The following is a 23,458-nucleotide window of genomic DNA, read 5'->3' on the forward strand; positions in this document are numbered from 1 at the left end:
GCCTTCGGCCTTGACCAGGATGCCGCGGTCGGCGCCCATCGCGAGCCCCGTGCGGATCGTTTCAGACGCCTGTGCAGGTCCGATCGAAACCACCACGACCTCGGTCGCCTTGCCGGCTTCCTTCAGGCGCAGCGCTTCCTCGACTGCGATTTCATCGAAGGGATTCATCGACATCTTGACGTTGGCGAGTTCGACGCCCGTTCCGTCGCTTTTGACGCGGACCTTGACGTTGTAGTCGACCACCCGTTTTACCGGCACCAGAACCTTCATCGATCCTCTTTCGCTTCTAATTTGTGGGCTTCGCTCTTTCGGGCGCGGAACCTAAAGCCCCCGCCAATCGGGGTCAACGCGCGCAGGGGCCAAAAATCGGCTTCGCGAGCCATTCTTGCCGGGCGGCGTTGCCCTTCGGCTTACCTGTTCTGGCCCGGGACCCAGAGCACGTCGTTGCCTCCATTATGATTGGCCGCGCGGCTCGCGACAAACAAGAAATCGGACAGACGGTTGATATACTGAATGGCAGCCTCGCTGACCGGCTCGGCGGGCTGGCTGGCAAGTTCCACCACCATCCGTTCCGCACGGCGGCATATTGTCCGCGCAAGGTGCAGATACGCCGCCCCGGGCGTGCCGCCAGGCAGGATGAAGGATGTCAGCGGCGCAAGATCGGCATTGAGGCTGTCGATGTCCTTTTCCAGCCGCTCGACCTGGCTTGCGACGACTCGCAGCCGCTCCGCCTTGCCCTCCCGCTGCGGCACCGAGAGATCGGCACCGAGATCGAACAAATCGTTCTGGATCAGGCCCAGCATGGCGTCGAGCGCAGTCATCTCCTGCAGATGCAGCCGCGCGACGCCGATGGCCGCGTTGGTCTCGTCCACGGTTCCATAGGCGGCGACGCGCAGATCATATTTCGGCCGGCGCTCGCCGCTGCCGAGCGCGGTGGTGCCGTCGTCCCCCGTCCGCGTATAGATGCGATTGAGCACGACCATGCGCGATGCTCCCTCTCAGCGTCCCAATTCTTAGCGTCCCGATTCTTACCGTCCCATGGCCCAGAGCGCGACCATGGTGATGACGATGGCGACGAACTGCAACAGCACGCGCAGCCGCATCAGTCGCTGCGAGGTGTTGGGCGAGCCGCCCCGCATCATGTTGACAAGACCTAGCAGCAGGACGAACGCAACCGCCGCGACTGCAATGGGAAGAATGAACTTGCTCAGAAACGTAGCCATCAGGGCTACATAACACCCCACCGGGCCGTTCGCCATCGCCCCTGTGGAGGCAAGGCCCTCGGCAGCAGCATTCGCCTTTTATCCTTTAATATCAGATGGTAGCCTTTTCACGCGGGCATCCAGTCAAGGTGCGATGTGAGACAGCTTCGCTACGTCTTCCAAGTGTTGTGGGATGCCTTCTACACCTTCCTGGCCGATGACGGCTGGGCGATTGCGAGCCACATCGCGCTGTCGACCTTGATGGCGCTGTTCCCGTTCCTGATCGTGCTGACCTCGCTCGCCGCCTTTCTGTTCGGCTCCAAGGAGCTTGCCGACGAGGCTGTCGGACTGCTGCTGCAGACCTGGCCGCACCAGGTCGCCGATGCGCTGTCCGGCCAGATCCACGAGGTGCTGACCACCACGCGCAGCGATGTCCTGACCGTGGGTGCGGTGTTGGCGGTCTATTTTGCCTCCAACGGCGTCGAGGCGCTGCGGGTGGGGCTCAACCGCGCCTATGCCGTGGTCGAGCCGCGGCGCTGGTACTGGCTGCGGCTGGAATCGATCGGCTACACGCTGGTGGCTGCGTTTACCGCGCTGGCGATGGGATTTTTGATCGTGCTGGGGCCGCTCATGATCGAGGCGGCACGACACTACATTCCGCTGATCGTCGAGAGCAACGAGCAGCTGCTCAATATCTTGCGCTACGGCGTCACCATCAGCGCGCTGGTGATCGCGCTGATCATCCTGCATGCCTGGCTGCCGGCGGGACGGCGCGGCTTCCTGCAGATCCTGCCCGGCATCGTGTTCACGCTTGTTGCTTCGCTGGTGTCGGGCATGGTGTTCGGCCAATATTTGGCGCGCTTTGCCAACAACTACGTCACCATGTATGCGGGGCTCGCTTCGGTGATCATCGCGCTCGTGTTTCTGTATTTCATCGCCGCGATCTTCGTCTACGGCGGCGAATTGAACGCGGCCATCATCAAGTCGCAGCTGGCGCACGGCGTGTCGCTTCAAGCAGCGCAATCGCTAAAGCCCGCGGAGAAACAGGCTTGAGCAGGAAGGCGTCGGCGCCGGCCGCGCGCGAGGGCGCCTCGTCCTCGCCGCGGCCGGAGACGCCGATGACGGGAATGCGCCCATGCGGCAGGCCGAGCCTGCGGATCCGCCTGATCGCCTCGACGCCATCGATGCCCGGCAGTACCATGTCCATCAGCACGCAATCGAACGCGCCCTGCTCGATCCGCGCCTCCGCATCCTCGCCGCGGCCGATGAACTCGGCCTGATGCCCGAGCTCGGTCAGGATGGTGTTGAGCACCACCCGGCCGAATGGATTGTCCTCGACGCTCAGCACCCGCAGCGAACGCACTGACTGCCGCACCGACTCGCCCGGGCCGCCCTTCATCGCTCCGCCATCCGGCCCCGCGAGCGCGAGCATCACGGTGAGCAGGAAAGTCGTACCGCCACCCGCAGGCTCGGAGACCGTGACATCGCCGCCCATGGCGCGCGCGAGCTGTTTGACCGAGGAGAGGCCCAGGCCCGCGCCGCCGAAGCGCGAGGCGATGGAGACATTGGCCTGCGAGAATGGGCGGAACAGGCGCTTGACCTCCGGCAAGGTCAGGCCGATGCCGCTGTCGGAAACTGCGAAGGCGACGCTCGTCCGGGTTGTCCCGCCCTCGGCCGCCTTTTCCCTGGCGCGCCGCGACGCGCTGACCTGAAGCGACACGCCGCCCTGCTCGGTGAATTTCACCGCATTGTCGATCAGGTTTTCCAGCCCGGCGCGAAGCCTGATCGGATCGCCTGTCACAAGGGAGGGAACGCTGTCGGCGATATCGACCTCGCAAGCGAGCCCCTTGGCGGCGGCGCGGCCGGCAAGCGAGTCGCCGGCGGCGCGCGCCAGTGCGCGCACGTCGAACAAATCGTCGCGGATGAGACCCCTGGCCCTGTCGGGCTTGGCGGCATCGACGAACACGGTTGCAAGCGCGGAGAGATGCTCGGCGCCCGCCTTGATGGTGTCGACCCAGCGCCGCTCGCGCTCGCCGAGATCGGACGTCGCAAGCAGGTCGCTGATGGCCAGGATGCCGGTCAGCGGCGTGCGCACCTCATGGGCAAAGGCGGCAAGCGCCGTCTCGACCATGCTGGACGACGATCCCGGCTTTGGCTTGGCTCTGGACTTGGACTTGAGCTTTTGATCCGGCTTGATGCGCTGCTGGTGCGTGCGCGCGGGAGAACGCTGCCTGGCCGACCGCCCTTTCTTACGCTTTACGCGCGATTTTGCCACCATGATGCCCGTTCACCCTGCCATCACAACCATGGCACGCCGGGGCCATGGGAGTCACGGCTACCTTTGCGGCGATTCTGTCACGTTTCAGGACAATCTATCCTGGGAGAGACCAACGCGGCGGCGAATGTCGGCCGGCGTGACGCCTGCCGCGCGCAATTCACGCAAGCCGGTTGCCCGGGTCGATTTGGACAGCTTGTGCCCGGCATCATCCGCAATCAGCCGGTGATGTCGATATACAGGCTGTCGCAGGCCAAGCAGGTGCTGCAGCAGGACATGCACGCTGGTTGCGTGGAACAGGTCGTGGCCGCGGACCACCTCGCTCACACCCTGCAGGGCGTCGTCGATTACGACCGACAAATGGTAGCTGGTCGGCGTCTCCTTGCGCGCCAGGATGACGTCGCCCCAGGCCTCCGGTCTTGCATGGATCCGGCCGCGCTCGCTGAGCGGACCTTCGCCCTGTTCGGTCCAGGCCAACTCGCCGGCCCGCGCGACCGCTGCCGCCATGTCGAGCCGCAAGGCATAAGGCACGCCTTGCCCGGTCAGCCGCGTGCGCTCGCTCTCGGGCAACTGCTTCGCGGTGCCGGGGTAGAGCGGCGCGCCGTCGGGATCGCGCGGCCACGCGCCATCCGCCTCGCGCTCCGCCACCAGCTTCGCGATCTCGGCTCGGCTTTCGAAACTCGGATAGACGAGGCCGAGACCCCTCAGCCTGTCCAGCGCGGCGCGATAATCGGCGAGGTGCTCGGACTGCCGCCGCACCGGCTGTTGCCAGATGATGCCAAGCCAGCCGAGATCCTGATAGATCGCCGCCTCGAACTCCGGACGACAGCGCGCGGGATCGATATCCTCGATCCGCAGCAACATCTGCCCGTCGCTCCGCTGCGCCAGATCGGCGTTCAACAGCGCCGAATAGGCATGGCCGAGATGAAGGTAGCCGTTCGGGCTCGGGGCAAATCGGAAAACGGGTGGCATTGCTTCAACAGGCTCCGTCATGCCCGGGCTTGAACCGGGCATCCCCGTCTTTCGACCACAATGCACCCATGTCTTGGCTCCAAATCTTGGCTCCAAACTGACCCGACCTCGTGCTCTCTGCTATAAGTGAGATTTCTATTCGCTCTGCAAGACAGACGTGGATGGCCGGCCCAAGCTTGGCCATGACGATAGGATAGAGCCTTGGCTCAACGATCATGACCATCCACCTCCACACCCAAGCCGACCTCGAGGATGCCATCGGAACCCTGCTCAAGCAGGACCCGCGCTTGAAACCCATCTTCGAGATCACCGGCATGCCGGCCTTGCGCCGGCGCGAGCCGGGCTTTGTCGGGCTGGCCCACATCGTCTGCGGCCAGCAGCTCTCGACCGCGAGTGCTGCGGCGATCTGGGGACGGCTGTCGGCTGCGTTCGATCCGTTTCACCACGAGACGCTACGGCGTGCGCGTGCCGATCGGCTGGGGCGGCTCGGCCTTTCGGCCGCCAAGATCAAGACGCTGAAGCACATTGCGCGCGAGCTTGCCGAGGAGCGACTGAACCTCGACGTGCTTGCCGAGGAGGACGCCGATGCCGCTCATCACACGTTGATCGCCCTGCCCGGCATCGGTCCGTGGACCGCCGACGTCTATCTGCTGTTTTGTCTCGGCCACGCCGATGCCTGGCCGGCCGGCGACATCGCCGTGCAGGAGGGGATGCGGATCGGCCTCGGCCTGAAAGCGCGCCCGACCGAAAAGCAGATGGCGCCGCTCGCCGAACCCTGGCGTCCGCTGCGCGGCGCCGCGGCGCATCTGTGGTGGAGCTATTATCGCGTGATGAAGAAGCGCGAAGGCGTCATCGCGGGCGAAGCGCAGCAGAACGCAGTTTCAAACAATGTTGGCGTTGCCAAGCGCACCCCAACCAAAGCAAAGATCACGGCACGCAAACAGCCGGGATCATGAGCCATGAACTGCACCGCCTTCGTGGTTGCGCGTGACGATCTCAAGCAAGGCAAGATCATCGAGACGGACCTGCCGGATACCTCGCGCCTGCCGGATGAGGCGCTGTTGGTGAAGGTCGACCGCTTCGCCTTCACCGCCAACAACATCACCTATGCCGTACTCGGCGATCAGCTGCGATATTGGAGCCTGTTTCCGGCACCCAACGGGTTCGGCAACATCCCGGTCTGGGGTTTTGGCGAGGTGATCGCCTCGCGGCATCCGATGGTCTCCGTGGGCGAGCGCCTGTTCGGCTATTTCCCGATGGCGACGCATCTGGTGATCGAGGCGGCCGATGTCTCGAAGCGCGGCCTGCGCGACGCGGCGCCGCACCGACAGGGCGTCGCACCGGTCTACAACGCCTATGCGCGCGTATCGGCCGATGCCGCTTACGCCGGGCGGCAGGGCGATGAGCAGGCGCTGCTGCGCCCGCTGTTCATGCTGTCGTTCCTGGTCGACGATTTCCTTGCCGAGAATGAATTCTTCGGGTCGCGCAGCGTCGTGCTGTCCTCCGCTTCCAGCAAGACCGCCTTCGGCCTTGCGCATCTGTTGCACAGCCGAGGCGGCATCCGCGTGATCGGGCTGACGTCAGCGGCCAACGCCGATTATGTGGCTTCGCTCGGCTGCTATCACGAGGTCATCACCTATGACCGCGTGAGCGCGCTACCGAACGACGTGCCGGTTGCCTTCGTCGACATGGCGGGGAACAGCGAGCTCCGCGCGCGGCTGCACCATCATTTCGGCGACCAAATGAAATACTCCGGCCGCATCGGCCTCACTCATCGCGCCAGCGCACCGGATGAGCCGCCATTGCCCGGGGCCAAGCCGACCTGGTTCTTCGCCCCCGACCAGATCCGCAGGCGGGCCAAGGAATGGGGGCCCGGCGGGATCGAGAAGCGGTTCAGCGCGGCCTGGACAGGTTTCGCGCCGAACCTGGAGAAGTGGCTCACGATCGTGGAAGGTCACGGGCTTGGCGCCGTGCAGCAAGTTTATCTCGATACCCTCTCAGGACGTATTCCGCCGGATCAAGGCCATATGCTCTCGCTTCATGAAGGATGATAAATCAGCATTCTTCCTCAGCGTGAGGGCGACGCAACGGGTGGCGGCGCAGCGAGAGGCGGCCGCCGAGGCGCCGGCGCTGACTGTGGAGCGGGTGATTCCGCTCTGGGCTGCACAGGTTTGGGCTGTGTGATGGAAGCCGGCTGCTGCATCGGGGGTGAGGATGAGATCTTTTGTTTGATCTCCTCATCGACAGCCTGCAGCGCCGCAATGTTCTGGGCCATCTGTTCTTGCTTGGCAGCGAGTTGCTCCAGGTTACGCCGTAGCGCATCGAGATTGGACACCAAGGGCGCCAGTTGCTGCATCGGGTCTGCCGAAGGAGCAGGGACAAGTGGCGACTTGGTCGAAACGGGTAACAACTCGGCAAGCCCAGGAGCTTGGACGGCCAATATCTGTCTCGCCACATCGCCGTAGGATTGCCAGGCCAGCGTGATGCCGACGCCGATCAGAATTGCAATAAAAAAACGGGTAACTGTACGAAATAGTCGCCTGCCGACAGACGGGCGGTCATGAACCACCTCACGATCCTTGCGGGCGGAGGAATGGGAAGAACGGATCGACGGCTTGTTGGGCGGTATCTCAATGCGCCGCTCGGATCGAGCATCGAGGTCGCGCGCACGCCCATCAAGCAGAAGGCCTTCAAGATTCAGATCCTTCTCCGCAAGTGGTGGGCTTTGCGAGTAAACCATCGGTGCCTCCGCTGTCAGTTGCTTTTGATTGCCGACGTGACAATCACGGTTTGACAGAAGCGAGGCTGGAGCGGAGCGGCCATGGGGCGATTGTAAGACCCGCTGCAGGTTTCGCGCCGAACTTGGAAAAAGTAGCTGACGATGGTCGAGGGGTGCGGGCCGCAGGCGGGTTCATCTCGATCCTCCCGCCGGACGTATTCCGCCGGATCAGGGCCATATGCTCTCGCTTCTTGAGTGAGGCGCTTTTGAACGGCGCGCAAACCGTATAGCGTTACTGACAAGAGGCTCAGCAAGACGGCCGTCAGGAAACGCTTCAGATGCTGGACAAGACCGACGACATTGCCCTCGCCGCACGGGACTGGCTTCTCGCCTTCGAGACTGCGCTTGCCGCGGAAGATAGCGCACTGGACCAACTGTTCCACGCCGACAGCTATTGGCGCGACGTGCTGGCGTTGAGCTGGACGTTCCAGACCATCAACGGGGCACCCGCCATCCTGGCCGAGCTGAAACGTCTCGCGCAGCAAGCCGCCTTGCAGAAGCTGCAGCTTGATCCCGACCGCGCCGCGCCCCGCTGGGTGACGCGCGCCGGCACCAACAGCATCGAAGCGATTTTCAGGTTCGAGACAAAACTCGGCCGTGGCTGTGGCATCGTGCGCCTTATTCCGGATGAGCGCGACGGCAATCGGCTGAAGGCATGGACGCTGCTCACGGCGCTCGAGGAATTGAAAGGTTTCGAGGAAGCGCTCGACCGGACGCGGCCGCGCGGGCAGGCCTATTCGCGCGATTTTCGCGGGCCGAACTGGCTCGACCAGCGGCAGGCCTCCACGGCCTATGCGGACCGCGATCCGGTTGTGCTTGTGGTCGGCGGCGGCCAGGCGGGGCTTGCGATCGCCGCACGGCTGAAGCAGCTCAAGGTCGATACGCTGATCGTCGACCGGGGCTCACGGATCGGCGACAACTGGCGCAAGCGCTATCACGCGCTCACCTTGCACAACCAGGTGCAGGTCAATCACCTGCCCTACATGCCGTTCCCGCCGAACTGGCCGACCTATATCCCCAAGGACAAGCTCGCCAACTGGTTCGAAGCCTATGTCGATGCCATGGAGCTCAATTACTGGACCGGCATCGAATTCGAGGGCGGGGCTTACGACCGCGCGGACGGACGGTGGTCCGTCACCCTGCGCCGCGCCGACGGCACGGCTCGAACGATGCGGCCGCGCCACATCGTGATGGCGACCGGGGTCTCCGGCATTCCCAATATTCCGGATATTCCGGGCCTGAAGAACTTCGCGGGCCGCGTCGTGCATTCCAGCCGCTATGAGGACGGCGAGGACTGGAAGGGCAAGCGCGCCATCGTGATCGGCACTGGCAACAGCGGCCACGACATCGCGCAGGACCTTTATTCCTCAGGCGCCGGCGTCACTCTGGTGCAGCGAAGCTCAACGCTGATCACCAATATCGAGCCCTCCGCGCAGCTCGCCTATGCCGCCTACAACGAAGGAACACTCGAGGACAACGACCTGATCGCGACGTCGATGCCGCTGACGCTGGCGCGCCGCAGCCACCAGATGTTGACCGAGCAATCGAAAAAGCTCGATGCCGAGCTGCTCGGGAAACTGGCCGCAATCGGCTTCAAGCTCGACTTCGGCGAGGACGGCACCGGATGGCAGTTCAAATATCTCACCCGCGGCGGCGGCTATTATTTCAATGTCGGCTGCTCCGATATCGTCGCCTCAGGCGCGATCAAGCTTCTGCAGTTCGCAGAGATCGACGGTTTCGTCGCCGAAGGCGCCGGGCTGAAGAATCGCACGATGGTGCCTGCCGATCTGGTCGTGCTCTCGACCGGCTACAAGGGCCAGGAGTTCCTGGTGCGGAAACTGTTCGGCGAGGGTGTCGCGTCCCGTGTCGGTCCGATCTGGGGCTTTGGCGATGGCCAGGAACTGCGCAACATGTATGTGCGCACGCCACAGGCCGGTCTCTATTTCATCGCTGGCAGCCTCGCGCAGTGCCGGATCAATTCGAGATATCTCGCGCTGCAGATCAAGGCGATCGAGGAAGGGCTGCTGTAGCTACCTCTCTCATTCCGGAGCGCGCGCCAGGGCGAACCCGGACTCTCGCACCGCAACTTCTGGATGCCGGGTTCGCTGCTGCGCGAGCCCCGGAATGACAATGAAAGGGAGAGACAATATGCCCACCATTCTCGGCTCGGGCGAGCACCGCTATCGCGTCGTCGAAGGCTGGGCAAAATTGCCCGACGGCTGGGAGCTCACGGATGTCGCTTCTGTCGCTGTCGACAGCAAGGACCGCGTCTATGTCTTCAACCGCGGCGCCCATCCGATGATCGTGCTCGACCGCGACGGCAATTTCTTGCGCAGCTGGGGCGAAGGCTTGTTCTCCCGCGCCCACGGCCTGCATCTCGATGCCGACGACAATCTCTATTGCACCGACGACGGCGACCACACCGTGCGCAAATGCACGCCTGACGGCAAGGTGCTGCTCACGATCGGTATCCCCGAAAAGCCCGCGCCGTTCATGAGCGGCGAGCCGTTCCACCGCTGTACCCACACCGCGCTGTCGCCGAAGGGCGAGATCTATGTCTCGGACGGCTATGGCAATGCCCGCGTGCACAAGTTCACTCCCGACGGCAGGCTGATCAAGAGCTGGGGCGAGCCGGGCTCCGATCCCGGCCAGTTCAACATCGTGCACAACATCGCGACCGACGCCGATGGCTATGTCTACGTCGCCGACCGCGAGAACCATCGCGTGCAGGTGTTCGACGGCAACGGCAGGTATGAGACGCAGTGGAACAATCTGCATCGCCCCTGCGCGCTGTGCTGCTGTGGCGGTGGCAAGCAGCCTACGTTTCTCATTGGCGAGCTCGGCCCGGGCATGGCGGTCAATCGCAAGGTGCCCAATCTCGGCCCGCGGCTTACGCTCGTCGATGCAAGGGGCGCGCGCATCGCGCGGCTCGGCGGCGAGAAGGGACCAGGTATCGAAGCCGGCAAGTTCCTCGCGCCACACGGCCTCGCTCTGGACTCGCGCGGCGACATCTATGTTGGCGAGGTCGGTGTCACCGACTGGAAGACGAGCTTTCCGGACGAGCCGATGCCGGCGGAGGTCAGGCGGGCGCGGTGCTTGCAGAAGCTGGAGCGGATTTCCGCGTAGCCGGTCATTGCGAGGAGCGGGGCGTGACAACTTGCTCCGTCACTCCCCCTTGATATGCGCGGCCTTGATGATCGGCCACCAGCGCGCCGCTTCGGCCTTCTGATACGCACGCAGCGCTTCCGGCGCCTGCTGGTCGAGCGCGGAAATCTGGATGCCGAGCTCGGCAAAGCGCTGCTTGGCTTGCGGATCGGCAAGCAGGCGCGACATCGTGGCGTTCAGCATCGCGACGATATCCTTCGATGTCCCCTTAGGCACCCACAGCCCGTACCAGAGGGATGCGAAGAACCCTGGCAACCCGGCTTCATCCGCGGTCGGAATCGTCGGCCGCGAAGGCAGCCGAGCCTTGCCGGTGATCGCGAACGGCTTGATGCTGCCCGCTTCCAGCAGCGCCTTGAAGTTCGAGGCAGGCTCGATCATGAAATCGATCTGCTCTGAGAGCAGGTCCTGCATCGCGGGCCCGTTGCCGCGATAGGGCACGAACTGGAATTTTGTCCCGGTCAATTTCTGGAAGGAGATGCCGGCGAGATGGCCGGTGGCACCGACGCCGGCGATGCCGACGCTTGCCTTGTCGGGATTGGCCTTGAGCCAGGCGATCAGCCCCTTCAGATCGTCCGCCGGCAGGCCCTTGCGACCGACAATCAGAAGCGGCTCGCTGCCGATCAGGATCACGGGCTCGAGATCAACCATCAGATCGAACGGCAGCGTATAAAGACCGCCGGTCAGCATATGCGTGGTCGAGGTTCCTACGCTGAGGGTGTAGCCGTCGGCGGCTGAACGGACCGCGCGGGTCACTCCGATCGTGCCGGCCGCGCCCGCCACATTCTCGATGATGACCGACTGGCCGAGAATCGGCCGCATTCGCTCGCCAAGATGGCGGGCGAGCGTGTCCGTAGCGCCGCCCGCCGGAAATGGCACGATCATAGTAAGTGCGTGCGTCGGATAGTTTTCCGCGGTGAGTGCTTTGTTACCGAGAAGTGCGAGACAGGCCGCAACCACCGCCGCAAAAGCCTTGCGCATAGGCCTCCCCTCCCCTTGATTCGCCGGTTTTTCCGGTCCCCGCTATGGCAGCCGTGCAGATCGTGCCTGCGGGATAAGTTGTTCTAAGCTCTTCACAATCCCGTCACGCTGCCTGTAGTATGTCAATACATGCTGCTTCGCAGCCGATCTTCGGGGGTCAGGAGCGTTATTTGAACGCACATGTCTCGCAAGGCGGTTGGCCGGTGCTGGTGTTGAACGCCGACTTCCGGCCGCTGAGTTACTATCCGCTGTCGCTTTGGTCCTGGCAGGACGCGATCAAGGCGGTGTTTCTCGATCGCGTGAATATCGTCGCGCATTACGAGAAAGCGGTGCGTAGTCCGACCTTCGAAATGCAGCTGCCGAGCGTCGTGTCGCTCAAATCCTTCGTCAAGCCGACCACGCACCCGGCGTTCACCCGGTTCAACGTCTTCCTGCGCGACCGCTTCCATTGCCAATATTGCGGCTCGCCTGACGACTTGACCTTCGACCACATCGTCCCCCGCTCCAAGGGCGGCCAGACGACATGGGAAAATGTGGTGGCGGCGTGCTCGCCCTGTAACCTGCGCAAGGGCAACATGTCGCCGCACCAAGCCAAGATGTTTCCACGGCAAACGCCCTACGCGCCGACCGTCCACCAGCTGCACCGCAACGGCCGCATGTTCCCGCCGAACTACCTGCACGACAGCTGGCTTGACTATCTCTACTGGGATACGGAGCTGGATCCGTAATGGATCTCGGGACGTCCTGCGTGCTTTTTCAAGCCACCGCTTGCCAGCACGATTGCATGAAACTGCCGCGCCCGGAGTTGCGGTCTTTGCCGATCCCGCAATTCGCGTCGATAACCCGCTGCACACCGCACGGCTCGCAGTGCCGCCTGATTCCTGTCCGCCGTCCGTTTATCTGATGAGAATTTCGCGGGCTGGTTCAAGGACATGAACTCTGATGAGTCTTCACATCGCGCGGCGCTGCGTCGAGGTATTTGGGCCGTCCCGTATCTTGCACGTGGGCGCCCGCGATGCGGGCCTGGTTGCCGAATTGCTGCACGCCGGATGCGATGCCTGGGCGGCCGGCGATCTTCCCTTGCGACATCCCCGCTGGCTGGCATCGCGCTCCGACGGCGCATCACCGGTTGACGCATCGCTACATCGGCGTCGATGCGGATGCCACCGCCGTCATTTACGCCCAGGCGAATTACAGCGCCGGCCGGTCCGGTCGGTGATTTCGACCGGGGCGACGACGTTCACTGATATTGAGGTTTGCCGGCGTTACTGTGTCCGGGCCCTTTTTGGAATCAGAAGCTGCCTCGACGAACAGGTCAACGCGAGGCGCGGACCGGACACTATTGTGGGGAGAACCGCCGTCGAGCACCACACGGCGAGGTTGAGTTCTTTCAGAGACGTGCTACGTTACCCTCTTTGGTTGTCATTTTTGCCTGCGGCCCTCTACCCGCGGCAAAGGTATTGCGGATGTTGGCGGCAACATGGGTCCTCCGCTTCAGTTTACGCCCAGCTGGCTGCAGTCGGTCAATGCGGCCGACATTCCATTCATCCTGCCGGACACCGGTGGCGGCGTCATACAGGACCTCGACGACCAATATACGGTGCTGGTGCGCGGCAGCAGCACTGACGCATATGCGCTCTTTTGCAGCGATCTCGGACCAACACCGTGCCAGGAAACCACCACCACATCGCATTTCAACATCATCATGCTGGACACGCTGCCGGGCAATCGCACCGCGCTGCGACACAGCCTGCGCCGGACCGGCCAGTTCGATGCGATGTTCGGAATGCCATACGGCCGCGACAATTTCGGCTTCAAGGCCGCGCGCATGCGGCAGGCTGAGCTGGGGCTGATCGGCGCGACGCGCGAGCTGAACACGAAGGGGATGATCAGCGAGCGGCTGCATTCTTAAGTAGCTTTCGTTTGAGTAACTGAGTTGATTTCTTGTTCGTTGTAATACAATCTTGGGTATAGGGAGCCGCCCTATGCGTCATGGCGCAAAGCCGGAGATCATCGAGTTCGCCGCTCGTGACGGCTTTCGTCTCAATCTGCATCATTTCCCTGGCCGCCGCGCCGGGCACGGCGAGCCGGTCATCGTCCTGCACGGCGCGGGCGTTCGCGCCAACCTCTTCCTTCCGCCGGTCGAGGAAACCTTCGTCGATGCCCTGCTCGATGCCGGCTACGACGTCTGGTTGCTGAACTGGCGCGCCAGCATCGACCTGCGACCCAACGAGTGGACGCTCCAGGACGCCGCGGTGCTCGACCACCCGGCGGCCGTGCGCACCGTGCTCGATCGCACCGGCGCCAAGAGCGCGAAGGCGGTGATTCACTGCCAGGGCTCGACCAGCTTCATGATGTCGGCGGTCGCCGGCCTGCTGCCGGAGATCACCACGGTGGTGAGCAACGCTGTGGCGCTGCATCCGATCGTGCCGCGCCTTGCCTACCTGAAATCGCGCTACGTCACCAACAGCGTCGGCCGCTTCATGACCTACCTCAACCCGCAATGGGGTCTCTCGGCCCCGCGCGGCTGGCCGACACTGATCGACTGGTTTGTGCGCGCCACCCATCACGAATGCAACAACCCGGTGTGCAAGCATTCGAGCTTCACATTCGGCGCGGGTTTCCCGACGCTCTGGCGGCATGAGAACCTCGATGACGATGTCCACGAATGGCTCAAGGGCGAATTCGCCCATGTGCCGATGTCGTTCTTCCGCGAGATGCACGACTGCATCGCGGCGGGCGTTCTGGTGTCGAACGGCAAATACCCGGAGCTGCCGCGCGTCTTCGACGCCCAGGCGCCGAAGACCGAGGCGCGTTTCGTTTTCCTCGGCGGTGAATTCAATCAGTGCTTTGTGCCGGAGAGCCAGCAGCGCACCTTCGACTTCTTCGACCGCCACACGCCGGGGCGGCACGCCTTCTACGAGCTCTCCGGCTACGGACATCTCGACGTGTTCGTCGGCAAGAACGCTGCACGCGACAACTTTCCGCTGATCATCGACGAATTGCGCAGGAACTGACGATGGGCCTAACGCGAGCCGAGGCATGACCACTCCACGACGGCAAGAGCGACTGCGCGGGCGTCACGCCTATGTCGACGGCATCCACTTCACCATGCCGGTCGACTCCCGCGACTCCTCGGCCATCATCGCGGCGTTTCCCATCGACTGGGACAAGGCGCGGGCGCTGATCCCGCCCGGCGACGTGCATCCGTTTCGGCTGTGGAACCGCGGTCTGTTGATCGTCACCGTGATCGACTATCGCGCGACCGATATCGGCCCCTACATCGAATACAGCCTGGCAATCGCCTGCACCAAGGGAGCGCGGCCGGCGCCGCGGCTTTTGCCGGGGCTCTTGATGAAATTTTTCGGCACCGGGCAGTACGTCTTCGATCTGCCGGTGTCGACCGAGATTTCGGTGAAGGGCGGCAAAGGCATCTGGGGTATGCCCAAGCATCAGGCGAATCTCGACTTCGTCACCGGCGCCAAGTGGGTCTCGGCGCAATACGATCTCGACGGCCAAATGGTGTCGCGCTTCGACGTGCGCAGACCATCGTCGTACTGGCTCCCGTTGAACATGGGCGCCATCAACTACTGCGTCTTCCGCGACATGATGATGAAGTCGACGATTTATTTCAACGGCAAGGTCGGCTTTCACCTGCTGCGGCCGGATGCGGCGCGGCTCGTTCTCGGCAGCCACCCGCGCGCCGACGTGATCCGCGCCCTCGACGTCGAACCGAGGCCGATCTTCGCGGGTCATATCCCCTCGGTGCTCGGATTGCTCGACGATTATTTCGAGTGCTGGTTCGTCACGCTCGAGGAGGAGCCGGCCAAGCCGATCAGCGAAGGACTGGATGCGACCTACCCGCTCGGCTACGGCCGTCAATGGCTGCCGCCGCCGAAACGCGACCCCAATTTCAAGCTCGACAAGGCCTGACCATGCCGCGGCCGCTTTTGCTCAATCACGTCCTCCTGCTGCTGTGCTGCTCGATCTATCTCGGCACCGGCTTCTCGCTCGTCTTCTTCCAGTTTCCGCTCGAGCGGCAACTCACCGTAGACAACTATCAGCTCATCTTCGTCGCGCCCGTGACCGCGGCGACCCATTTCTTCACCTACATGACGATCGTGATGCTGATCTGCGGCGCCATCATGCTCGCGACCGAATGGTTGTCCGGCCTGCGTTGGGTCCCGGTGGTGGTGCTGCTCGCCATCATAGCCGCGACGGCACTCACCGTGTGGGTCATCATTCCGCTCAACAACGAGCTCGCGGCCGGCGTGGCTGATCCGGCGCGGCTCAAGACCGTATTCCATGAATGGGCCAATCTGAACCGCGTGCGCTTCGCATTATGGGTCATCCAGTGGGCCGCGATGGCCTACTGGTTCTACCGATTGGCGCTGAAAGCCCGGGCTGATCGATGAAGGATTTCCTGCTCCGCAGCGTGCTCGTCGCAATCGCCGCCATCACGGTGCTCACCGGGCTGACACAGCTCGTGGCGCCTGGCTGGGTCCTGAGCTTCATCGCCGGCGACCATTCGGCCCTCGGTGCGCACTTCTTCGCCACCGTCGGCATGTTCATGGTCATCACGGGCGCGATGTTCGCGCAGAGCCTGCTTACGCATTCGACCGAAGGCGCGATCCCGTTCTGGATCGGCGTGCAGAAGGCTGCCGCCTGCGTGCTGGTCGCCTGGGCTGTCCTGCGCGGCCTGCTGGCGCCGCTCGCCTATGCGGTTGCCGCCTTCGACGGCGCGACCGCCGTGCTCACATTCTCGTTCTGGCGGCGGATGCCGAAATGAAGCGCGCGGTGGCCATGATCGCATCCATTCTCCAGCTCGCCCATTCGGCCATGCTGGTCGGAATCGGTGCCGCCGGGATCTTCACCGCTCGCCGGGAGCTTGCCACCGGCGCACTGCATCTGAGGATGTCGCATGGCTAGGCCCGACGTCGCGATCGCCCCCGAAACGCCGAACCGGCGCGCGCTCATCCTACCGGGCGGAGGGATCCGGGTCGCCTACCAGGCCGGCGCCGTGAAGGCGCTGAGCGACAGCGGTCTGCGCTTTTCCTTCGCCGACGGGGCCTCCGGCGGCACGATGAATCTCGCGGCTCTGATGTCTGGCATTACGCCGGACGACCTCTGTGCGCGCTGGCGCAGCCTGGACGTCACCGATTTCGTCTCGCCACGTCCGTTGAGTGCCTATCTGCAGATCCCGGCGATCGGCGCCTTCGGCGGCTTTTCCGGAATCCACGGCAAGGTGTTTCCGCATCTCGGCATCGACATCGACAAGGTGCGACACGCCCGCTCGGTGCAGGCGACCTTCAACGTCTGCGATTTCGACGACAAGATCGTCCAGCCCATTCCGCAGCGCCGCATGTCGCTGGAGCTGCTGCTCGCCGGCATCTCGCTGCCGCTGGTGACGCCGCCCGTGCGCTACGAGCACCACACTTTCACCGACGCGGTGTGGATCCGCGACTCGAACCTGATGGCGACGGTGCGCGCCGGCGCCAACGAGATCTGGGTGATCTGGTGCATCGGCAACACGCCGCGGTTCGAGAAGCGCCTGATCGAGCAATATGTCCACATGATCGAGATGAGTGCGCTCGGCGCGCTGCATGCCGAATTCGCCGAGATCGCCGCGCTCAACGCGCAGATCGCGCGCGGCGAGCGCCCCTACGGCCACGACCGCCCGATCGTCGTCCACTTCATCAAGCCCGCCTACCCGCTTCCGCTCGATCCGGACTTGCTCGCCGGCCATATCGACACGCCCACCCTGGTCAACTCCGGCTATCGCGACGCGAGCGCCTATCTGGCGGCGATGACGCCAACCGGCATCGCGCTCGATCCCACGTCGACCAAGATGAAGACGCCGGGCCACGGCATCAATTTCCGCGAGGCGATGACCGGGCGGCTGACCTTCGGCGCCACCGATCCGCGCGCCGGCTATGACGACCCGGCCGCCATCCCGTTCACCCTCAAGGCCTCGATCGACATCCATGACATCGACAAGTTCGTCGCCACGAAGAGACATACCGGCGAACTTACCGGACATTTGTACGCGCCGCGCGCCGGCTTCACGCTGCCCGGAACCAGCGGCGTCTTCCGCCTGTTCGCGCCGACCAAGGACCCCAGAGAGACCTGGATGGTCTACGAGATCGGTTATGAGCGGGACGGCAAGGCCTACTACTTCGCGGGCCGCAAGCACGTCCGTATCGGCCCCCCGTGGCGCGCCTGGACCGAGACCACGACACTCTACGTGACGCTGCATGAGCGCGACGCGGCCGGGCCCGTGGTCGCGGCCGGCATCCTGCGCCTCAATTTGTTCGATCTCTTTGCGCTGCTCGGAACGTTGCATGCGACCGGCTGCGAGACGCCGATCGAGCGCTGGCGGGCGATCTGGCGCTTTGCGGCATTCTTCACGCGCGAGTTGTGGCGCACCTATGTGCTGCGCCGGCCGGCCGCCAAGGCGGGAGCCAGGCCATGAACCACGGCTACGACGTCGTCGTGATCGGCAGCGGATTTGGCGGCGCGGTCGCGGCGTGCCGGCTTGCGCATGCGGGCCGCTCCGTGCTGGTGCTCGAGCGCGGGAGGCGCTGGACGCCAGATCAGTATCCGCGCGACATCGACGATGCCTGGATCTGGGACCAGGACGCGCCGGAACGCCTCAATGGCTGGATCGACATGCGCTTCCTCGGACAGATGTGGGTTGCGCAGGGAGCCGGCGTCGGCGGCGGCTCGTTGATCTACGCCAATATCTCGATCGACGCCAAGCCGTCCGCCTTCACGGCCGGCTGGCCATCGCAGATCAGCTACGATGCGCTGCAGCCCTATTACGAGCGTGTCGCCGACATGCTCGGCTCGCGCCCGCTCCCGGACGGCCAGCTGACACGGCGGTTCAAGCTGATGCGCGAGGCGGCCGGCAAGATCGACGAGGCCGCGCGCTTCCGGAAACTCGATCTCGCAGTCACCTTCGACGACGCATGGTCCTATGACCTGCCCGACGCCGTCAGTCCCAAGCATTCGAAGCCATGGACCAATCGCTTCGGCAAAGCGCAAGGCACCTGCGTTCACTGCGGCAATTGCGACATCGGCTGCGAGGTCCAGGCAAAGAACACGCTCGATCTCAACTACATCGCCGACGCCGAGCGGGCGGGCGCGATCGTGCAGCCGCTCTCGCTCGTGACTCACGTGTCGCCGGCAGCAGACGGCTGGCGCGTGCACTACGACCGCCTCGTCGATGGACAGCGCGAGCCGGCGAGCGTTGTCGGCAAGCGGGTCGTGCTTGCCGCCGGCTCGCTCGGCTCGACCGAGATCCTGCTGCGCTCGCGCGATCAATACGGCACGCTCGCCAATCTGAGCGCGCATCTCGGCCGTGGCTGGAGTTCCAACGGCGACTTCCTCACCCCGGCGCTTTACGGCGACCGCAGGATCGACCCGACCATCGGCCCGACCATCACATGTGCGATCGACTTTCTCGATGGCAGCGAGAAAGGCGCACGGTTCTTCGTTGAGGATGGCGGTTTTCCGAACGTGCTGAGCAACTATATCAAGGCCAAGTCCAAGCATGTCGGCCGCATCGGCGCGCGCGCCGCGTTCCTGCGCCAACTGCTTCGAAGCATGCCGGCCGTGGACGCGCTCGCCAATGTGATGCCCTGGTTCGGCCAGGGCGTCGATGCCGCGAACGGAAACTTCCATCTTGGCCGCCGCTGGTATGCGCCGTGGCGGCGCTATCTCGCGCTCGACTGGGACGTTGCCGAATCAAAGGATGCGATCGACGGCCTGATCGGCATGCATGAGCGGCTCTCGGCTGCGACCGGCGGCGAGGCGATCGTGCCACTAACCTGGTCGGTCCTGCATCAGCTCGTGACCCCGCATCCGCTGGGCGGCTGCGGCATGGCGGCGAGCCCGTCGGCCGGCGTGACCGACCATGCCGGGCAGGTGTTCGCTCATCCCGGCCTTTACGTCTTCGATGGCTCGATCGTGCCGCGGGCGATCGGGCTCAATCCTTCGAAGACGATCGCGGCGCTCGCCGAGCGCGGAGTGGAGCTGTTGCTCCAGGAGCAGACCGGCGTCGCGCCCGGGCTACGCTCGACCAGGCACCACGGCCGCGGCAAGGACCTGGAGGATCTGCAAGACCTGCCGCGCAGTCCCGTGCTGTCCTACCTGCAGAAGCAGGCTCAACCAAAAGCGCCGCGGCGCAAGACCGCCAATCTCGTCCCGACCAGCTATCCACTGCTCGCTGCCTTTGCGAGCACGCAAGTCTTCACGTGGATCTGGCAGTATCTCTCGCTGCGCCTTGGACCGCGCCACCGGTTTCTCACCTACGCAAACTCGGCTGGGGACAAGGGCGTCTATCCGATGGCCGGCGGCGATGCGGAGGTGCGGATCGTGCTCGCGGGCGACTGGGCGACCGGCACTGACGAAGCCCATCGTATCGCCGATCTGATGACGGCGTACCATCCGCACTACTCGATTCATCTCGGCGACGTCTATTATGTCGGCGGCCCCCTGGAGGTCGGCGAGAACTTTCTGGGCATCAAGAACCCACGGAACGAATATGAGCCGTGCACATGGCCGCGAGGTTCGATCGGCAGCTTCGCGCTCAACGGCAACCATGAAATGTACGCGCGCGGCGTCGCCTATTTCGACCGGATGCTGCCGAACCTCGGCCTCACTGTGTACGGCAAGCCGTGCGGGCAAAAGGCAAGCTTCTTCTGCCTGGAGAACGAGCATTGGCGCATCATCGCGCTCGACACCGGTTACAATTCGATCGACTGGCCGATCATCGAATTTTTCCGCTCGCCGCCCTGCGCGCTGCGCCCGGAGCAGATCGAGTGGCTGCGCGAGGTCGTGTGCCCCCGCAAGGACGATACGCGCGGGATCATTCTGCTGACTCATCATCAGTATTATTCGCGTTACGACTACTGGTATCCGACGCAGGCGAAGCAACTCGCCGAGTTCTTCTCCCGCCCAGTGCTGTGGTACTGGGGTCACGAGCATCGCATGGCGGTCTACCAGGAGTTCGGAGTGCCCGACGGCATCCGCGCCTTCGGTCGCTGCATCGGCCATGGCGGCATGCCGGTCGACCTGCCGCCTGCAAAACCGAAGCATCGCGAATGCATCGTCGAATTCACCGACCATCGACACTATCCGAACGACGAGAATCTGACGATCGGCTACAACGGCTATGCGCAGATGACGCTAAAGGGCGATTGCGTGACCGTGCAATACGTTGACATCGATGGCACGGTGATCTTCACCGAGTTCTGGAAGGTCGACGCCGACGGCATGCTGCAGAGAATGCGCGATCAATGCAGCGGCTCCGGGACCGATCAGGGCAGCCTCCAGTCCTGACATCCCTGACGAGGCAATCGCGGATCGCGGCCAAGGCGGCGGAGGTCGCGGATTTCGCTCTGCTCATCTTCCCCATCGCAGTGCCAGCGCATCGAGATCCTTCGCAAGCTCCAATAGCCCCGCGCGCGTCGGAGCCGGCAGTGGCTGCAGCGGATGGCGCACCGCATCCGACCGTATCACGCCGCCGGCCTGCATCAGCGTCTTGGCCGCGCGCAGGCCACATTGGCGGTTCTCGTAATTGATCAACGGCAGCCAACGGGCATAGGCGGCCTTCGCCTCATCGCGGCGCCCCGCGAAATAGGGATCGATGATCTGGCGGATGCCGTCGGGATAGCCGCCGCCGGTCATTGCGCCGGTCGCGCCCGCATCGAGATCGGCCATCAGCGTGATCGCCTCCTCGCCGTCCCACGGGCCTTCGATGGCGCTACCGCCCGCCTCGATCAGGCCGCGCAGCTTGGCTGCCGCCATCGGCACCTCGACCTTGAAATAGCGGATGTTGGCGAATTCCTTGGCCAGCCGCGCCAACAGCGCGACCGACAGCGGCGTGCCCGCGACCGGCGCATCCTGGATCATGATCGGGATCTGGATCGCCTTCGACAGCACCTGGAAGAACTCGTAGACCGCCTTATCGTCGACCCGGAACGTGGCGCCATGATAGGGCGGCATCACCATGACCATGGCGGCACCTGCCTGTTGGGCCTCGCGGCTGCGGGCGGCGCAGACCGCTGAGGAGAAATGACTGGTGGTGACGATGACCGGAACCCTCCCCGCCACATGTTCCAGCACTGCATGCATCACCGTATCGCGCTCGGCATCGGTCAGCACAAACTGCTCGGAGAAATTGGCGAGGATGCAGATGCCGTGCGAGCCGGCATCGATCATGAAGTCGACGCAGCGGCGCTGCCCGTCGAGATCCAGTTCCCCGCGGTCGTCGAAAATGGTCGGTGCGACCGGGAAGACGCCACGGTAGGGCCGGACGGACGGATTTGAGGCAGCAGCTGACATGGGCGTTTCCTTGAACGTTTCCCCGAGTGATCTTGGCGGCGCGAGACCGCCACCATTGCCGCCACTATGGCAGCGCCGTAATGGCGCGGCAACCGGAAGACCATCGATCGATGAACTTCATCCGGCTTCACATCGACGAAGCACAGTGGACGGAAGCAGGCGCAGTCTTTTCGTAATTCCGATGCCATCTTATCGATCCCTAAACCTCATTTGTGGGAAAGGCCCACGCTTTGCTTCCGGCGCGGACCTCCCGCTTTTAAAATGCGGCACGATTTCACGAGGAATCCCGTTCCGATGACGACGCGAAGAGATTTCCTGCGCATCCTGCCGGCGGCGGCGACGATACCCTTCTGGGGCGCCCCGCGGGCGCGCGCCACCCAACGCATCATCCTGAACGACGCGAGCCGCCTCAGCCCGACCCCCGTCGCCAAGCATGTCACGATCGCGAAGGCGGAGACCAACGACCTGATCGCGCGCATCCGCGCCGAGCTGAAGGAGGCAGCCGCTGAGCATCGTCCGGCCGCGGCGTCGGTCGCGCGGCACTCGATGGGCGGCCAGAGCCTGCCGCGCGACGGCACCGCGATCTCGCTCGACGGCGGCCCGCTGGAGATGGACACCGCTGCCAAGACCTATCGCACCTCGGCGGCAAATCGCTGGTGGGACGTGATCCGCATCCTCGATCCGCGCGGCTTCTCGCCTGCGGTGATGCAGTCCAATAGCGATTTCGGCGTAGGCAGCACCTTCTGCGTCAACGCCCATGGCTGGCCGGTGCCGCATGGCCCGTTCGGCTCGACGGTGAGGGCGATCCGCATGGTGCTGGCCGATGGCACGCTTGTGCAGTGCTCGCGCACCGAGAACGCCGAACTGTTCTCGCTTGCCATGGGCGGCTATGGCCTGTTCGGCATCATCGTCGATCTCGATGTCGAGATGACGCCGAACGTTCTGCTCGAGCCCCGCTTCGAGCGGATGATACCGGAGAAATTCGCAGACGCCTTCACCCACGCGATCGACACGGATACCTCGCTCGCCATGGCCTATGGCCGCATGTCGGTCTCGCGCAAGACTTTCTTCGATGACGCGCTGATGGTGACCTACCGGCCGGTCACAAACCCGCCGGCGACGCTGCCGCCGGTCGCAAGCGCGGGAAAATTGACGGGCTTTCAGAACGACATCTACCGCGCGCAAACGGGATGGGAAGTCGCAAAGGGGCTGCGCTGGTTCATGGAATCGCGCATCGGGCCCGCGATCACCGGCAGCCATGCGACGCGCAACTCGCTGATGGCCGAGCCGGTCTCCAACCTCGCGCAAAATGATTTGCGGCGCACCGATATCCTGCACGAGTATTTTGTCGCACCCGAGCGCTTCGGCGAATTCGTCGCGGCGTGCCGTGACATCATCCCCAAATCGCGCGCTGAGTTCCTGAACGTCACGCTGCGCTATGTCGCCGAGGACCACACCCCCGTGCTGACGATTGCGCCGGTCCGCCGCATCGCTGCGGTGATGTCGTTCTCGCAGGAGACCTCGCCCGAAGGCGAGATCGACATGATGCAGCTGACCGAAGCGCTGATCGATCGCGTCACGGCCATCGGCGGCGCCTTCTATCTGCCCTATCGTCTGCACGCCCGCCGCGACCAGGTGGAGAAGGCCTATCCGGCGGCCGCCGCATTTGCCGCTGCCAAACGGCGTTACGATCCCAACCTCCTGTTCCGCAACGCGATGTGGGACACCTATTTCGCATGA

At 64.0% G+C, this 23,458-nt stretch carries 23 protein-coding genes; 15 read left to right on the forward strand and 8 right to left on the reverse strand.

The annotated features are described in order from the left end of the window. The 3 genes from A3AI_RS0111215 to A3AI_RS0111225 form a co-directional block, all read right to left on the reverse strand. A partial coding sequence (locus tag A3AI_RS0111215; RefSeq protein ID WP_024515663.1) for a hypothetical protein occupies nt 1-270 on the reverse strand: 270 nt, incomplete at its 3' end. A 140-nt stretch (nt 271-410) separates the two neighbouring features. Further along, nucleotides 411-983 (reverse strand): cob(I)yrinic acid a,c-diamide adenosyltransferase, encoded by a 573-nt coding sequence (locus A3AI_RS0111220; RefSeq protein WP_024515664.1) that lies wholly within the window; start codon nt 981-983, stop codon nt 411-413. 45 nt (nt 984-1,028) lie between these two features. Beyond that, the gene (locus A3AI_RS0111225; RefSeq protein ID WP_024515665.1) at nt 1,029-1,223 is read right to left on the reverse strand and encodes a twin transmembrane helix small protein; all 195 of its coding nucleotides are present in this window, start codon (nt 1,221-1,223) and stop codon (nt 1,029-1,031) included. Nucleotides 1,224-1,358: 135 nt separating this feature from the next. On the opposite strand from A3AI_RS0111225, the gene A3AI_RS0111230 reads away from it, so the two are divergent. Continuing rightward, nucleotides 1,359-2,255 (forward strand): YihY/virulence factor BrkB family protein, encoded by an 897-nt coding sequence (locus A3AI_RS0111230; RefSeq protein ID WP_024515666.1) that lies wholly within the window; start codon nt 1,359-1,361, stop codon nt 2,253-2,255. Here the strand turns inward: A3AI_RS0111230 and A3AI_RS0111235 are convergent. Together A3AI_RS0111235 and gluQRS are read right to left on the reverse strand one after the other, a co-directional pair. Next, on the reverse strand, nt 2,182-3,333 hold the full coding sequence (locus A3AI_RS0111235) for an ATP-binding protein (RefSeq protein ID WP_024515667.1): 1,152 nt from the start codon (nt 3,331-3,333) through the stop codon (nt 2,182-2,184). The two genes, A3AI_RS0111230 and A3AI_RS0111235, sit on opposite strands and share 74 nt — an antisense overlap. Nucleotides 3,334-3,564: 231 nt before the next feature. Next, a complete protein-coding gene (gluQRS, locus tag A3AI_RS0111240) occupies nt 3,565-4,449 on the reverse strand; it encodes a tRNA glutamyl-Q(34) synthetase GluQRS (protein WP_024515668.1) in 885 nt (294 codons plus the stop codon). 215 nt (nt 4,450-4,664) lie between these two features. On the opposite strand from gluQRS, the gene A3AI_RS0111250 reads away from it, so the two are divergent. Further along, nucleotides 4,665-5,405, forward strand: coding sequence for a DNA-3-methyladenine glycosylase family protein (locus A3AI_RS0111250; protein ID WP_024515670.1), 741 nt, complete (start codon nt 4,665-4,667; stop codon nt 5,403-5,405). A 3-nt stretch (nt 5,406-5,408) separates the two neighbouring features. Further along, complete coding sequence (locus A3AI_RS0111255) at nt 5,409-6,500, forward strand: DUF2855 family protein (protein ID WP_024515671.1); 1,092 nt, start codon at nt 5,409-5,411, stop codon at nt 6,498-6,500. A gap of 17 nt (nt 6,501-6,517) precedes the next feature. Here A3AI_RS0111255 and A3AI_RS47440 read toward each other — a convergent pair whose 3' ends face one another. Then, the gene (locus A3AI_RS47440) at nt 6,518-7,189 is read right to left on the reverse strand and encodes a hypothetical protein (RefSeq protein WP_156927731.1); all 672 of its coding nucleotides are present in this window, start codon (nt 7,187-7,189) and stop codon (nt 6,518-6,520) included. Between the two features lie 317 nt (nt 7,190-7,506). Between A3AI_RS47440 and A3AI_RS42560 the strand changes: the two genes are divergently transcribed. Together A3AI_RS42560 and A3AI_RS0111280 are read left to right on the forward strand one after the other, a co-directional pair. Then, nucleotides 7,507-9,258: a flavin-containing monooxygenase gene (locus tag A3AI_RS42560; RefSeq protein ID WP_036048064.1), complete on the forward strand. Its 1,752-nt coding sequence runs from the start codon at nt 7,507-7,509 to the stop codon at nt 9,256-9,258. A gap of 118 nt (nt 9,259-9,376) precedes the next feature. Further along, the gene (locus A3AI_RS0111280; protein ID WP_024515673.1) at nt 9,377-10,354 is read left to right on the forward strand and encodes a peptidyl-alpha-hydroxyglycine alpha-amidating lyase family protein; all 978 of its coding nucleotides are present in this window, start codon (nt 9,377-9,379) and stop codon (nt 10,352-10,354) included. A gap of 39 nt (nt 10,355-10,393) precedes the next feature. Here A3AI_RS0111280 and A3AI_RS0111285 read toward each other — a convergent pair whose 3' ends face one another. Continuing rightward, entirely contained in the window at nt 10,394-11,371 is a 978-nt protein-coding gene (locus A3AI_RS0111285; RefSeq protein ID WP_024515674.1) for a tripartite tricarboxylate transporter substrate-binding protein, read from the reverse strand. A 170-nt stretch (nt 11,372-11,541) separates the two neighbouring features. Here A3AI_RS0111285 and A3AI_RS0111290 point away from each other — a divergent pair, with 170 nt between their 5' ends. The 9 genes from A3AI_RS0111290 (at nt 11,542) to A3AI_RS45760 (ending at nt 20,713) form a co-directional block, all read left to right on the forward strand. Next, nucleotides 11,542-12,099: an HNH endonuclease gene (locus A3AI_RS0111290; RefSeq protein ID WP_024515675.1), complete on the forward strand. Its 558-nt coding sequence runs from the start codon at nt 11,542-11,544 to the stop codon at nt 12,097-12,099. 752 nt (nt 12,100-12,851) lie between these two features. After that, on the forward strand, nt 12,852-13,283 hold the full coding sequence (locus A3AI_RS0111300) for a hypothetical protein (protein ID WP_024515677.1): 432 nt from the start codon (nt 12,852-12,854) through the stop codon (nt 13,281-13,283). Between the two features lie 73 nt (nt 13,284-13,356). Beyond that, entirely contained in the window at nt 13,357-14,388 is a 1,032-nt protein-coding gene (locus A3AI_RS0111305; protein WP_024515678.1) for an alpha/beta fold hydrolase, read from the forward strand. A gap of 25 nt (nt 14,389-14,413) precedes the next feature. Then, on the forward strand, nt 14,414-15,304 hold the full coding sequence (locus tag A3AI_RS0111310) for an acetoacetate decarboxylase family protein (RefSeq protein ID WP_024515679.1): 891 nt from the start codon (nt 14,414-14,416) through the stop codon (nt 15,302-15,304). A 2-nt stretch (nt 15,305-15,306) separates the two neighbouring features. Further along, nucleotides 15,307-15,786, forward strand: a complete 480-nt coding sequence (locus tag A3AI_RS0111315) for a hypothetical protein (protein ID WP_024515680.1) — start codon at nt 15,307-15,309, stop codon at nt 15,784-15,786. Further along, entirely contained in the window at nt 15,783-16,160 is a 378-nt protein-coding gene (locus tag A3AI_RS0111320; protein WP_024515681.1) for a hypothetical protein, read from the forward strand. The genes A3AI_RS0111315 and A3AI_RS0111320 overlap by 4 nt, the downstream gene beginning before the upstream one ends. Next, nucleotides 16,157-16,300, forward strand: a complete 144-nt coding sequence (locus A3AI_RS47445) for a hypothetical protein (protein WP_156927732.1) — start codon at nt 16,157-16,159, stop codon at nt 16,298-16,300. The genes A3AI_RS0111320 and A3AI_RS47445 overlap by 4 nt, the downstream gene beginning before the upstream one ends. Then, entirely contained in the window at nt 16,293-17,843 is a 1,551-nt protein-coding gene (locus tag A3AI_RS0111330) for a patatin-like phospholipase family protein (RefSeq protein WP_024515682.1), read from the forward strand. Before A3AI_RS47445 ends, A3AI_RS0111330 begins: the two co-directional genes overlap by 8 nt. Continuing rightward, on the forward strand, nt 17,840-20,713 hold the full coding sequence (locus A3AI_RS45760) for a GMC oxidoreductase (protein WP_024515683.1): 2,874 nt from the start codon (nt 17,840-17,842) through the stop codon (nt 20,711-20,713). The genes A3AI_RS0111330 and A3AI_RS45760 overlap by 4 nt, the downstream gene beginning before the upstream one ends. Before the next feature lie 63 nt (nt 20,714-20,776). Here the strand turns inward: A3AI_RS45760 and A3AI_RS0111340 are convergent, their stop codons facing one another. Further along, nucleotides 20,777-21,718, reverse strand: a complete 942-nt coding sequence (locus A3AI_RS0111340; protein ID WP_024515684.1) for a dihydrodipicolinate synthase family protein — start codon at nt 21,716-21,718, stop codon at nt 20,777-20,779. 294 nt (nt 21,719-22,012) lie between these two features. On the opposite strand from A3AI_RS0111340, the gene A3AI_RS0111350 reads away from it, so the two are divergent. Next, the gene (locus tag A3AI_RS0111350) at nt 22,013-23,458 is read left to right on the forward strand and encodes an FAD-binding oxidoreductase (protein WP_024515685.1); all 1,446 of its coding nucleotides are present in this window, start codon (nt 22,013-22,015) and stop codon (nt 23,456-23,458) included.

Source organism: Bradyrhizobium sp. Tv2a-2, assembly GCF_000472425.1.
Lineage (GTDB): Bacteria > Pseudomonadota > Alphaproteobacteria > Rhizobiales > Xanthobacteraceae > Bradyrhizobium.